Below are 12792 nucleotides of genomic sequence, written 5' to 3'. Positions count from 1 at the left end.
CTTTCCTCTAAACTATCTATTTTTTCGTTTTTTCTACACTTGTATTTAATTTAATTTCTATTCTTTTACCTACATACCAAAGAATAGCAATGATGAGGATGACGATGGCCGTTCTCGTCGGTTTTGTAATCAGTGAGGCAATATCATGCCCGACAAAACTCATTGTAAAAATCATCACCATTTTTCCTGCTATGACTGCCAATGCGTATTGGGCAATACTTATTCTCGATAAGCCAGCCACAATATTTACAATAGCAGATGGTGTAAAAGGGAAGCATAGTAATAAAAATAACGGTGCAAAACCATGCTTTTCAACCCATGCCATTAATTTTTTTACTTTATCATGGTTTTTAATTACACTTAAGAATCGCGCTTGGCCATATTTTCTAATGATAAAAAAAACGAGCAAAGCTCCTGCAACTGAGCCAATCCAAGAATAAAAAAATCCGCCCCATAATCCGAACGCATTCGCATTAGCCATCACGAATAAAAAAAGCGGGAGAAAAGGTAAAAATGCCTCTATTAAAGGTAGTAGAATTCCTGGAAGAGGGCCAAATGAACGATATTCTTCAATTAGAGCTAATATATTTTCTAGTGTAAGCCACTGTCTGATACTCTCTAAATCCATCCATACTCTCCTTCTCTCGCTCGAAAAAACATAGATATTCTTCTTTTAGTTAGTTAAAAATTGCTGTAACTCTTGTTTGTTTGCTTCTAAATCAACCTGTAAAACAGCCATTCCACTGATTCTAACATTTTGGTAAGTGCCATCTGCTGGAATTCTTAATGACTCTACTTGCGGGCTTCCATTCATTAAAACATCTTTTCCCATATATAAGATGTCACTTGTTTTCATATTGGTATTGACGTAAGGTGTAACAACTCCTACTAGTTTAGGTAGTTTAGCTATCGTATTTAAACTAGTAAATTGATTCATTACTGCTTTAATCGCGTTTTGTTGTCTTTCAACTCGACCGAAATCGCCAACCGCGTCATTTCTGAATCTGACATATCCTAATAGGTGTTCGCCATCCAATTTCTGTAATCCCGGTTTTAATGTTACACCGATTTTCTGAGACATCTCTTTCTCCACATTGATTTCTACACCGTTTGGAAAAGCCACATCAATGACCTTTTCAAACCCCTCAAAATCAAGAATTGCATAATATTGCGAGTCGATGTTAAAGTTCTCTTTAATCGTTTGCCTTAATAATTCTGGACCTCCATAAGCAAGTGCAGCATTAATACGATTTTGACCATGTCCTGGAATATCGACATACATATCGCGCATAAAAGAAATCATTTTATAAGTGCCTGAATCAGGTTGATAATGTGCAACCATAATTGTATCTGCACGTGCATTTTCTTCTCCTCTTGAGTCACTACCTAAGAGTAAAATATTCGTTCCACCGTATTGATCTTTTTCACCATTAAATTCGTATACTTGCTCTGGTACACTTGAATCATTATCTGCTTTAGAAGTTTGTAGACCTTGTTTAAATTGGTAGTAAGAATATCCTACTACTGCAACAACAACAAGCAAGAATATGATAAATAAATTTCTTATTATTTTGCCAAATTTCCGCTTTTTCTTCTTTCCTTGATGTCTTTCAGATCTCATTTTAGATGTATCCTTTCATCCTATTATTCTTTTCTTTCTTTTTGTAAATTATATCAGATTATCCCGATACTGTTACTTTTGGAATAAACAGAACAGTAACTCTTTTAAAAGATATACTAGAATTATACACGTTACAGCCTTTTTTCTAAATCATTTCTTCATTATCTTTACATCTTTTTAAAGATATTTCCGTCCCTTTATATATGACTGATACAGCATGAAAAAAGTTTCACTTACGAAATATTACCAAATACCCCGAAAGTGATCACACTACCGGGGTAAGCATCTTTAAATATATTGATTAAACCAATTTTTTATATAATGAAGTCTCTTCATTCTTAAGTTTGGGTGACCACTTCTAGAGAGTTCATGATTAGCTTGTGGAAAACGAATAAACTTCGCTTGTTTGTTATGGTGTTTTAATGCAATGTAAAATTGCTCTGCTTGTTCAATCGGGCATCTTAAATCATTTTCACTATGTAAAATTAATAGTGGGGTGTCTACTTGTTCCACAAATGCTAATGGTGAATGTTTCCATAATTTTTCTATATCATTTAACTGGCCTTTTATTTGCCAGTCAGTGAAATAATAGCCGATATCACTTACACCATAAAAGCTAATCCAGTTAGATATGGAGCGCTGGGTAACAGCTGCCTTAAAACGATTTGTATGTCCTACAATCCAATTTGTCATAAATCCACCGTAGCTACCGCCTGTTACCCCTAACCTCTCACGATCAATTCCCTCATCATATTCGAGAACATAATCGACAGCAGTCATGATATCTTCATAATCTTTGCCACCATAATCTCCTCTAACAGCATCTACAAAAGCTTGTCCATATCCATGACTGCCCCGTGGATTTGTATATAACACCGCATAGCCCTCTGCGGCTAACACTTGAAACTCATGGACATATGTATTGGCATACATCGTGTGTGGACCACCATGAATCTCTACAATAAGAGGATACTTCTCTCTTGTCTCGTGATTTATCGGCTTTATTAACCAACCTTGTAATTCCCAGCCATCTATCGATTGATATTGAAGGACCTCTGCATCAGCAACAGCCGTCTCCTCAAAGAACGCTTGATTAATATTTGTCAGTCTTGTTTTTTCCCCACTAGTCACGTTCAACAAGTATAAATCTCCTGGATTAGTAGGTGTGCTAATCGCTACTATCGCTTTATCTATCGTGCCCCCTGTAGAAACACCATAAATATGATGCCTTTCTTCTAATAATGCGGGATACATCGCTCCTTCAACTGTGCCAAAATACAGTACTGTATTGCCATGGTCAGATGCTAGAAAATAGAAGCTCGAGCTATCCTCAGCCCATAAAATCTGTGAAGCATTTGCAGACTGATGGAAGTCAGCAACAACATAATCACCGACTTGTACATCCCATTCTTCTGTTAAACAAGTCAATTCTCCTGAGAATACATCTAATGTCCATATCTTGGACAAAGAAGCATTCTTATAAGTCGACTTCGACCCAATTAGCCCTAAACATTTGCCATCAGGGGACCATGATACATGAGAGAAGCTGGCAACTCCTTTTGTCATATTCTCCATCTGCTTACTTTCAACATCTAATATGTAAACATCATTATTGAAGGAATGATCTTTATCTGTTGCCAAATCGGCTAATAATGCGATGGATTGATTGTCCGGAGACCAGCATTGGAGATAATAATCCTGCTCTCCTGTTGTAAGCCATTCACGCTCTCCTGAAGCAATATCAATTACGCCAATATGTTGATAATCACCAGACCATAAACCTTTGGCGTCAGACTTATATTTCATCCTTTCTATTTCAACCGGCTCTGGTTTATCCTTGTTTTTTTCTGGAAGGTTCTCTTTCTCTACAGTTGATTGAAAAGCGATTCTTTTACCATCCGGTGACCATATAGGGTTGGTCGCACCATTCGGTTCATTTGTCAGCTGTTTTGCTTCGCCTCCATTCATTGATAACATAAATATTTGATTCACCTCATTATTACGATTAGAAACAAATGCGATTTGTGACCCATCTGGTGACCATCTTGGTGCCAAGTTTCTCCCTTTTCCGTATGTTAATTGTTGCGTTTCTGCAGGTTGATTGGTATTTATGTAAAACAAATGAGAGCTATATGTATTTTCTTCTTCACACATGGTCGTTTCTATATAAATACAATCATAGCCATTCTTACTTAATTGTGGATCAGTTACCGACTTCAGTTGATATTGATCCTCCGGCTTGATTCGTTTTTTTGCATTCATCCTCTTCACTCCTCTATAGGTTCTTCTCACTTTTATTCGTGACGTAAGGAATATTCCCCTTTATTTACCCACTTTTATTGTGAGTAATTCATACCTCTCTTTCAAGCTAAAAATCAAATAACAAAAAATGGATACAGTTGCATGAATATTTTAATGAGAGTAGAATATAATAAGAACAAATGTTCTATAACAAAAAAAGGAGAAGTATTTACGATGACAAGAATTCCTGAGCGAGACCGGAATATTATGGAACAAGCGATTTATTTGCCAATGGTGCTTACGATACTTAATAGGGATTTAAAAGTGATTGATGCAAGTCCGTTTAAGTTGAAGCAACCTTATGTGAATTTAGTTGATGAAACAATGAGGGTAATTCAGAAGGAATTAAGAAGCGTGAAGCACTATATGAATAAAGAAAAGTTGAGTGTACAAGAAATTAAGCGCGATGAAGCATTTACAATGTTCATGTTTCTTTATAAAGGATATGAAGAGCAGCATAATTATTTTAACCCTCGTATACGAAATAAAGTCCATGAATTACTGGAGTTTTATTTATTCAAACGTTATACTTCATCGCAAATTAGCCAATAATATCCATCATAATCTGCGAAGGAAGTTAATGTTTTCTGAAACTTTCTCAGCTTTTTTCCTTTTTAGAAAGTAAAGCGATTTTCGTTCCGTTTCTTCAATTCTGCTCGATAACGTATCTTTTAACAGAACGGTTCTTAGAATTTGATTTTGAAATATGTTATGTGAAACAGGGATAATATGCGTACGCCTATTTCTAAAAGTTACTTCTGTTTGTCCTCCCTCATGCGGACGATAATGGAGCACATGCTCATTAGATATCCATATACAGTTGGGGTTTGTAGCAGAAGCTGTGGGAAAAAAATAAATGAGATTAGTGGGATCAATCGTAATAGGTGCTTTATGTGTAATACCTGTCAGTTGTCTTGTCCCCTCTTTTCTACCTTCATAGCTAGCACCAAAAAAGCGACAACTTTTCTTAATAATTTCAAGCGGTTTAAAAGGCGAAACCGCTTCACCTTCGATTTCATAAATATGAGAATAAATCTTACTACCATATTCAATAGGCAAAATCATCATTGTTTCTGTATTAATTTCATACTCTTCAATCATCGTTTCCTTCTCAGCCATAAAACGGTACACCCCTTTACTTTTTTTGAAAAATAAACTAAATATTTTTAAAATTAGCTCTATTTTACCAGAAAGAGAAGATGATAACCAGTCTTTTTTCCTATTTAATTGACAATTTATTTGAAAATAATATATTTAATTTTTTTAAAAATTCAAAAATAAGTTGAATAAATACAATTCTTTACATATACTAATAAAAAGCCATTGGGGTGATTTTTATGAAAGAAAAATCATACGCCGAATTAATGAAAGCAAGCGCCATGAAACGCAAAAGAAAGAAAGAAGCATTTGTTTTAGACTTATATGTCGACATGGTCATTAGCGACGCTATCCTAAACAGAAAACTGCAAGCTGTAAAAGTGAAATTAGATAAAGCATTAGACTGCAAAAATAAAAAAATGTTCATTACACTATCAAATGAATATATTCAACTGCAAAAAGAATATGGCTCGTAACCTATTATCCTCCACCACCAATGGGGGATTTTTTATTTTTGAATTATACTGGGAATCAAGGTAAGGAAGGGAAAAAATTAAAAAAACAAAATATACACACCCCCCGTTGCAAATGCAAAAGGCTGTGTGCACAAAATGGTACCTCTTTTTTATCTATTCATCGTCTCGATGTTTTATTTGATATTCTTCTAAGTCAATGATTCGATCCAACATTGTCGGATGTCCATAGCGAAATACCTTCACAAGTAATGGTGGATTCACTTGACTAAGACCAGCTTTGGTAAGCTCTTGAAAAGTTTCGATCCCCGCTTCTGGATCTTTTGTTAATTCAACTGCATAATGATCCGCTCTTGTTTCTTGATAGCGTGAAACTAAATTGGACAACGGACTAGAAATGAACAGAAGCATGGAAATAATTATAAGAAATAATGGTAATGAACGGATATCATTTACTGCTGGAATCTTCAATGCATCTCCATACTTCGTTACCGCCCATTCCATTATGCGATAAGTTAAATACAATCCAACTAAAGATAATAATAAATATCCGCCTATGCCAATATATATATGCTTCTCAACATAGTGCGCCATTTCATGTGCCATAATAAATAAAATACCGTCATCATCTAATCTATTTAATGTTGTATCCCAGAGAACAATCCGGGAATTTGATCCAATACCAGTAACATAAGCGTTCAAAGCATTCGTTTTCTCCGCCATATCAACTTCAAACACATGGTCAGCTGGGATGTTTGCTTCATGAGCAAGCGCCAATATTTTACTCTCTAATTCCTTATTCTTTAAAGGAGAGAAATCATTATATAACGGATCAATGACCACTGGTTGAAGGAACATTAAAAACAATGAAAAAGGAACGGTTAACATCCAAGCATATAGCCACCACCGCTTCCTGCTTTTATTAATAAGCAGATACAATACATAAACGATAAGCACCATCATGCCAAAGTTCACCCAAAAGTCTATAAGTTCATCTTTCATCCAGCTAGCAAAGCTTTGCGTAGAAATATTGTACTGCTTTGAAAAATGATAACTGATATAACTGAGTGGTGTCGTAGCGATAAAAGCGAATAGTGACAACCAAGCAACATAAATAGACGTTTGCACAAATTTGAATTTAGAAGATTGCTCAGCCCATTTTTTAAATGCACCAGATAACCCCAATAAAAGAATTGATAAGTAAAACATCCATTCAAAAGGTGTAGACAAGAAAAATAGTAAATTACGTATTTTTGAATATTCCTCAGTTAATACAAGTTCTCTACCATTTAAAAAAGTGGCAGGATCAGCAACTGTACCTTGATACTCGAATGGTAAATCTGTATTTGCAAAATGGAATAAATACCAATAAAAGAATAAACCATATAAAAAGTAGCCAAGAATGCCATAAAGACCAATTTTTCTTGCCAATTTGTTCCCTCCTTTAATCTCAATGAAAAAAGTACAACCCTTCATACTTAGTTTAGTATACTTTTCCATATTTAGAACTGCAAAAAAGAGGAAAGAAATAACTAACTGATGAATAAGGAGTAACCTGACAAAACAATAATAGCACTAAGGACAACAAAGACTACATTCGCGCCAATATAAGCAACAATAAACGCAATCGCTGCACCAAGTAAGCCGTACCAGATGCTTTCTCCAATAAGCAAAACCCCAGGAAAAATAAGAGCACCGAGAGTCGCATAAGGAACATTTTTCAGAACAGATTGCACAAATATAGGCAGTTCCTTTCCTTTAAAAAGTAAAAATGGCGCAACCCTTGGAAGATATGTAACAAGACCCATGCCAATAATTAACCAAAGTACTTCATTGCTCATTTTGCCGATCCTCCCTCTTCATTCCTTCTATAACCTCAACAAGAACGGAAGAAATTAAAGTTGCTATAACAATTGACCATCCTGTTGAAAGTGCACCGGTAAAGGTAAAAATAGTGTTTAATCCGGCAGCAATAGCAGCAAGGTAAACAACTTTAGCACTGCCTTTCATCGAAGGGACAAGTAGACCAATAAACATTGCATATAGCGCAACTGTCATGCTTTCTTGTAACACTTGTGGCAAGTTTGCACCAACGACGAACCCAAGAGCAGTAAAGGTAACCCAGCTCATATACCCAATGATATTCACACCTAAAATAAAACCAGTTTTTTGCACGCCATCTTTTGTAGCAATAACTGAAAAAGATTCATCTGTAATGCCGAATGAATAGAGTGCCTTTTTCATTAGTCTGTCATCTTCGGCTTTTTCATTAAGCGCTGTACTCATCAGAAAATGGCGAATATTAACAATAAAAGTTGTAAAAATAATTTCGAAAGTACTCGTCCCTAAACTAATTAAGCTAAGTGCCATATATTGTGATGCACCTGCAAAAACAATCATACTCATAAGTACAGTCTCTATAAAAGATAAACCTGTTGTCTTTGCTAATAAGCCAAACGTAAGTGCAACGGGGGCATAACCAATCGCAATACTTACACCAGCCTGCACCCCTTTTCGAAATGGTACTTCTCTTGTTTGTAACAATAGCTCCGCCAAGATTTCTCCCTACCCTTCATCCCAAAAAATAGTATAATATTGAATAAATAAACTGATTAGTTATTTGTACAATATATTATACATTCGTACGTTATAATAAACAATCATTTTCGGAGGAATTATGGATAATATTCAAAAAAATATCGGTGTTAACTTAAAAAATCTACGTAAAGCACGAGGTTTAAGTCTAGATACTACAGCCAACTTAACTAATGTAAGTAAAGCGATGCTTGGGCAAATAGAACGTGGTGAATCCAACCCAACAGTGACAACATTATGGAAGATTGCCACAGGATTACAAGTTTCCTTCTCATCTTTAATTAAGGAACAGCAGTCTCCTATTCATGTGGTTAATCGCCATGATATAAGCCCCATTATGGAGTATAGTGGGAAATATCGCGTATATCCGGTCTTCCCATTTGACCCAAGGAAAAAGTTTGAAATTTTTACTGTCGAGATTGAGACAGGTTATGAACATCTATCAGAAAAACATAATGAAGGTGTTGAAGAGTATGTAACGGTGATTACTGGTACACTACAACTTGAAATTAATGAACAACAATACACCATTCAACCAGGTAATTCCATCCGTTTCTCCGCCAACAAAGCACATACGTATCGCAATATTGGGGAAGATATGATTATTTATCAAACAGTTTTGTATTACCCTTAAGTTTAAGGGTTGCAATTCTGTTTCTTTTTTTGTAGAATCATTTCATAGCTAATGATTCTGAAAATAAAAGAGGGGTGATCCTATTCACCAATTAGACGAAGATGGCTATTTGCATCCTGAAGAGTCAACGGTCATTCAAAAGATAAGTAAAAAAACAACGATAGAGCCAAATGCAATAGCCGTAGTCACTAGCCTATATCGCATTGGCCAAGGCATTAAAAATAAGCTAGAGCAAGAAGTGTTAGCCAAGCATAAAATCTCTTGGACTTCCTTTTCGATTCTTTATGATTTATGGATATATGGAAAAATGGAAACAAAAGAGCTTGCCCTTTCTGCAGGTGTATCAAAAGCAACAATCAGTAATATTATGCGTACATTAGAGAATAAGTCATTTTGCAGAAGGGAAACCGACCCAAGAGATCGCCGAAACACTTTTGTTGTGATTACACCTAAGGGTAGAGACGTCATTGAAGAGCTTTATCCCGAATTTCATGAGGGAGAAATCTCCATTGTTAAAGGGTTAAAAACGGACGATCAAAAGCAATTAGCTGCAACCCTTTACCGGCTCATTAAAGACAATAAATTTTAATAAAGAAAAAGTGATGATAGAAGTCTTAGTAGCAACCTCCTCCCTATCACAGAGAGCCGACAAATGACTGAGAGTCGGTATAAAGGATGAAGCGAATTACAACTTCTTGAACTTTCATTGCTACTTGCAATGAACGGCTACGTTCGTTAAATGTTGAGGTGGAGAAGTATTATACTTCTCAATTAGGGTGGTAACGCGTGAAATCCACGTCCCTTTTATCAGGGATGTGGATTTTTATTATTTTTTAAGGATGTGAATAATTGTGAAAGAAAAATTATCAGAACAGCAATTAAAAGAGTTACAGAGACAATTAAAGTTATACAAACAAGGTGTGCAAGAAATAATACCCACTGAAGAATTAGAAGAAAAGTTAGCAAAATCTATTTTATTAAATAAACCTTTAAAGATAAAACTTGGCTTAGACCCTTCAGCTCCTGACGTTCATTTAGGTCATACGGTTGTTTTAAAGAAGTTAAAGCAATTCCAAGATAATGGTCATACGATTCAATTATTAATTGGGGATTTTACTGGTAAGATTGGTGATCCAACAGGTAAGTCCATCGCTAGAAAGCCGTTAACCGATGAAGAAGTGAAGCATAACGCCCAAACTTATTTTGAGCAATTTGGTAAAGTACTCGATATGGAAAAAGTTGAATTACATTATAATTCAACATGGCTCTCTCAACTTAAGTTTGATGATGTCATTCAATTAGCAGGTAAAATTACCATTGCCCGTTTAATGGAACGTGATGACTTTGAAGAAAGAATTGCCTTCGGGAAGCCGATTTCTTTACACGAATTCTTCTACCCAGTCATGCAAGGATACGATTCTGTTGTGCTTGAATGTGATATTGAGTTAGGGGGCACCGATCAGCACTTTAATGTCCTTATGGGTAGGCACTTTCAAGAGAAATTTGGAAAAACTAAGCAAATCGCACTGCTGATGCCACTACTTGAAGGATTAGATGGCGTTGAGAAAATGTCAAAATCGAAGAATAATTATATCGGTATTAATGAACCAGCAAACGAAATGTACGGGAAAGCGATGTCCATTCCGGATGAACTCATGGTGAAGTACTTTACACTTATTACTCCACTTACACCTGAAGAAATAACTGAGATAGAAGAAGGGCTAGTTAAGCGAACCCTCCATCCACGTGATGTAAAGATGCAATTAGCAAAGCTAATTGTACAAATGTACCATGATGAAGAGGCAGCTGAAAAAGCAGAACAACAATTTATTACGATTTTCCAAAAAGGAGAAGTACCTGAAGAACTGCCGACAATGACATGGACTGGCCCAACTTCTATCACCTTTGTGCAATTGTTAGTAGATACAGGCTTACTGCCTTCAAAATCCGAGGCTAAAAGAATGATTGCTGGTGGCGCAATTAAAATAGATGGTAAAAAAATCATCACTGATATGGAAACGACTACGATTAGCCATAATATGATTGTTTCAGTAGGTAAAAGAAAATTCATGAAATTATTGTTAAAGAATTAGGTTGTGAGGTAATTTAAAAATAGTCACCTTTTATCAGGTGGCTATTTCAATGTTTAGGCTTCTTCTACTAACAGTTTTTCCAAAAGGGAGCTAGCTGTCTCGTCCACTCTTTTTTATCATATTTCCGCCACATATCTGCTGTTTGCAGCATCGGATCCCCAGAATAAAAGCGCTCGTATAATTCATGACGAGAACCAAAAGGTGAACCTATTAAATCCCAAGCTAATTTAAATAGCTTCGTCCTTTCTTCTGCAGTAGCATTCTTCCCTTTATAATACTGTTGTGTCAACTGACTGATTTGACCTGATAGATCGGCCATGGACGAAGGTAATTGTATCAAGCCGCCAGCACCTATTAATTGAATGATTTCAACTGCATTGGGATAATATTTCGTCCCCAGTACTCTCGCTGTTTGAATATAATTAAAATCTGGAATATAAATGTCTTTCTCCAACTTTCCATTTTGTTCAGCGGCAATGATTAACCCTTCAATTGTGCGAATTTGGATAATAAGTTCCCCTAGCTTTTCTTGTACATGTAAATAGCCATCTGCTCCAATCACATGTGCCATGGCATTTGCTACTGCTGCCATAAAAGATAACTTCGTTTGCAAGCGCACAATGGCTTGATGATACGCTAAGCTATTAGAAATAGAATCAACTTTTAACTGAGCTAAAGCAATAGGGTTATCATGCAGTAAAACTCTCTCCCACGGAACAAAGACATCATCGAAAATCAGGACCGCATCCATTTCATCGTATTGTGCACTAAGGGAATATTCAACTTGCGACGCTTCTGCAAAAGACTCACGACAAACCATATGCAAGCCCTTAGCATTTGCGGGCACAATCAGCATATGCGCTAAATCTTTCTTCGCCTCATCTAAAGGTGCTAAGGGATAAACAATAATATCATGGGCATAAGGTGCGGAAGTGCCAATCATCTTAGCCCCATTAATATATACGCCTTCGTTTGTCTTTTTTGTTATTCTCAATAAACCTAACTTTTTCGTATTATAATACTCATTAGCACTCCGGTTGATTTGCGGATCTCTTTGAATAATGGCAATGAAACGATTTTCTCTTTTGGCTATATGATAATAAGCCTCTATTTTTCCTGGGAAATGCGGATCTAATTCACGATACGCTTCTCTATTTGCATACCAGCCTGCCACTCGCGAACGGGCATAATCGGAAAGTCGACTCATCATGCCGTTCGTATCTTTCGCCCATGCCTCAAAAGCCGTGCGCCTTTCCTGTAATTCAGTGATATTTCTTGGCAAATAAAAAGCCTTATGCACCCATTGCTGTAAATCATCATCAAAATAACCGATTAATGGCTGTAACTTTGGGTTCGTTAATTGCGAAAACAAGGATTCAATCGTCGTCAACGTACCTCTAAAATTTGTATCTTCGGTAATATCAATTCTTTTACCGTTCAACCACACATTTCTGCCATCCTTTAAGCTTTCAATAAACAAGCTTATTCTCTCCCTTCAGCAGGATAAGTCTGATTATGTGCTAATGGCGGTGAATACACATGAAAACTAATGACCTCAAATGGTGTGGGATTAAACATGAGATGAATGGTATCCCCTTGTACATGAAAAGACTCATCTGCCTTATATGACTCAATTTTATTAACCGATAAATCTTTATGATAAATGAGATTAAGTAAGCTTCCCTGAACAACATAAACTTCTCCTTTTGAAAAACCATGATCATGGACAAGCGTTTTAGCAAATGGCGGAAGATAAACAACAATGACCTCAACCTGCTGATTGCGATAAATGACGTTTCTCCCATACTCTAACATCCCTTGCGGTTGTGTAATATAAGGCTCCAACTCTTTTGAACAAATATTTAATGAACGAATCGCCTTATCTAAAGGCACTTCTTTTTCTTGTAAAACTTGGCGAACTTTTTCTTGAAATGTCACGGTGTAAATCGCTCCTTTACATGCAATTCTATGAATAGT

At 36.1% G+C, this 12792-nt stretch carries 14 protein-coding genes and 1 other annotated feature; of the genes, 5 read left to right on the top strand and 9 right to left on the bottom strand.

All coding sequences use genetic code 11. The features are described 5' to 3' along the window. Positions 1–16 precede the first annotated feature (16 nt). The 3 genes from U9M49_RS00805 to U9M49_RS00795 form a co-directional block, all read right to left on the bottom strand. A complete protein-coding gene (locus U9M49_RS00805) occupies positions 17–628 on the bottom strand; it encodes a TVP38/TMEM64 family protein (protein WP_095369857.1) in 612 nt (203 codons plus the stop codon). Positions 629–673: 45 nt separating this feature from the next. Then, positions 674–1621 carry an LCP family protein gene (locus tag U9M49_RS00800; RefSeq protein WP_095369858.1) on the bottom strand — a complete coding sequence of 316 codons (948 nt, stop codon included), beginning with the start codon at positions 1619–1621 and terminating at the stop codon, positions 674–676. A gap of 288 nt (positions 1622–1909) precedes the next feature. Continuing rightward, positions 1910–3883 carry a S9 family peptidase gene (locus U9M49_RS00795; RefSeq protein WP_322909147.1) on the bottom strand — a complete coding sequence of 658 codons (1974 nt, stop codon included), beginning with the start codon at positions 3881–3883 and terminating at the stop codon, positions 1910–1912. Between the two features lie 213 nt (positions 3884–4096). Here U9M49_RS00795 and U9M49_RS00790 point away from each other — a divergent pair, with 213 nt between their 5' ends. Continuing rightward, positions 4097–4474 (top strand): hypothetical protein, encoded by a 378-nt coding sequence (locus U9M49_RS00790; RefSeq protein WP_095369860.1) that lies wholly within the window; start codon positions 4097–4099, stop codon positions 4472–4474. Positions 4475–4480: 6 nt separating this feature from the next. Here U9M49_RS00790 and U9M49_RS00785 read toward each other — a convergent pair whose 3' ends face one another. Next, positions 4481–5041 carry a competence protein ComK gene (locus U9M49_RS00785; RefSeq protein WP_095369861.1) on the bottom strand — a complete coding sequence of 187 codons (561 nt, stop codon included), beginning with the start codon at positions 5039–5041 and terminating at the stop codon, positions 4481–4483. Between the two features lie 218 nt (positions 5042–5259). On the opposite strand from U9M49_RS00785, the gene U9M49_RS00780 reads away from it, so the two are divergent. Further along, positions 5260–5496, top strand: a complete 237-nt coding sequence (locus tag U9M49_RS00780; RefSeq protein ID WP_095369862.1) for an IDEAL domain-containing protein — start codon at positions 5260–5262, stop codon at positions 5494–5496. Positions 5497–5649: 153 nt separating this feature from the next. On the opposite strand, the gene U9M49_RS00775 is transcribed toward U9M49_RS00780, so the two are convergent. The 3 genes from U9M49_RS00775 to U9M49_RS00765 form a co-directional block, all read right to left on the bottom strand. Continuing rightward, positions 5650–6924 (bottom strand): M48 family metallopeptidase, encoded by a 1275-nt coding sequence (locus U9M49_RS00775; RefSeq protein ID WP_095369863.1) that lies wholly within the window; start codon positions 6922–6924, stop codon positions 5650–5652. Between the two features lie 101 nt (positions 6925–7025). After that, complete coding sequence (locus U9M49_RS00770; protein WP_095369864.1) at positions 7026–7334, bottom strand: AzlD domain-containing protein; 309 nt, start codon at positions 7332–7334, stop codon at positions 7026–7028. Further along, positions 7324–8049 (bottom strand): AzlC family ABC transporter permease, encoded by a 726-nt coding sequence (locus tag U9M49_RS00765; protein WP_095369865.1) that lies wholly within the window; start codon positions 8047–8049, stop codon positions 7324–7326. The genes U9M49_RS00770 and U9M49_RS00765 overlap by 11 nt, the downstream gene beginning before the upstream one ends. A gap of 121 nt (positions 8050–8170) precedes the next feature. Here U9M49_RS00765 and U9M49_RS00760 point away from each other — a divergent pair, with 121 nt between their 5' ends. From U9M49_RS00760 to tyrS, 3 genes are all read left to right on the top strand, one after another. Then, on the top strand, positions 8171–8722 hold the full coding sequence (locus tag U9M49_RS00760; RefSeq protein WP_095369866.1) for a helix-turn-helix domain-containing protein: 552 nt from the start codon (positions 8171–8173) through the stop codon (positions 8720–8722). A 109-nt stretch (positions 8723–8831) separates the two neighbouring features. Beyond that, positions 8832–9311 carry a MarR family winged helix-turn-helix transcriptional regulator gene (locus U9M49_RS00755; protein WP_095369867.1) on the top strand — a complete coding sequence of 160 codons (480 nt, stop codon included), beginning with the start codon at positions 8832–8834 and terminating at the stop codon, positions 9309–9311. 4 nt (positions 9312–9315) lie between these two features. Next, positions 9316–9528: a binding site (T-box leader), on the top strand. 39 nt (positions 9529–9567) lie between these two features. Further along, entirely contained in the window at positions 9568–10815 is a 1248-nt protein-coding gene (tyrS, locus tag U9M49_RS00750) for a tyrosine--tRNA ligase (RefSeq protein WP_322909669.1), read from the top strand. A gap of 67 nt (positions 10816–10882) precedes the next feature. Here the strand turns inward: tyrS and U9M49_RS00745 are convergent, their stop codons facing one another. Together U9M49_RS00745 and U9M49_RS00740 are read right to left on the bottom strand one after the other, a co-directional pair. Then, the gene (locus tag U9M49_RS00745) at positions 10883–12295 is read right to left on the bottom strand and encodes a 4-hydroxyphenylacetate 3-hydroxylase family protein (protein ID WP_322909146.1); all 1413 of its coding nucleotides are present in this window, start codon (positions 12293–12295) and stop codon (positions 10883–10885) included. A gap of 2 nt (positions 12296–12297) precedes the next feature. Then, positions 12298–12753, bottom strand: a complete 456-nt coding sequence (locus U9M49_RS00740; RefSeq protein ID WP_157733746.1) for a cysteine dioxygenase — start codon at positions 12751–12753, stop codon at positions 12298–12300. Positions 12754–12792: the final 39 nt, after the last annotated feature.

The organism is Cytobacillus sp. OWB-43, assembly GCF_034651445.1.
Taxonomy (GTDB): domain Bacteria; phylum Bacillota; class Bacilli; order Bacillales; family Cytobacillaceae; genus Cytobacillus; species Cytobacillus kochii.
The sequence above is the reverse complement of the archived record's forward strand: the minus strand, read 5'-3'. Positions and strand labels throughout refer to the sequence as shown.

Coding starts and splice junctions, on each gene's coding strand:
- U9M49_RS00785 (WP_095369861.1), bottom strand. CDS start 5,041: ATGGCTGAGAAGGAAACGATGATTGAAGAGTATGAAATTAATACAGAA.
- U9M49_RS00800 (WP_095369858.1), bottom strand. CDS start 1,621: ATGAGATCTGAAAGACATCAAGGAAAGAAGAAAAAGCGGAAATTTGGC.
- U9M49_RS00805 (WP_095369857.1), bottom strand. CDS start 628: ATGGATTTAGAGAGTATCAGACAGTGGCTTACACTAGAAAATATATTA.
- U9M49_RS00790 (WP_095369860.1), top strand. CDS start 4,097: ATGACAAGAATTCCTGAGCGAGACCGGAATATTATGGAACAAGCGATT.
- U9M49_RS00795 (WP_322909147.1), bottom strand. CDS start 3,883: ATGAATGCAAAAAAACGAATCAAGCCGGAGGATCAATATCAACTGAAG.
- U9M49_RS00770 (WP_095369864.1), bottom strand. CDS start 7,334: ATGAGCAATGAAGTACTTTGGTTAATTATTGGCATGGGTCTTGTTACA.
- U9M49_RS00780 (WP_095369862.1), top strand. CDS start 5,260: ATGAAAGAAAAATCATACGCCGAATTAATGAAAGCAAGCGCCATGAAA.
- U9M49_RS00760 (WP_095369866.1), top strand. CDS start 8,171: ATGGATAATATTCAAAAAAATATCGGTGTTAACTTAAAAAATCTACGT.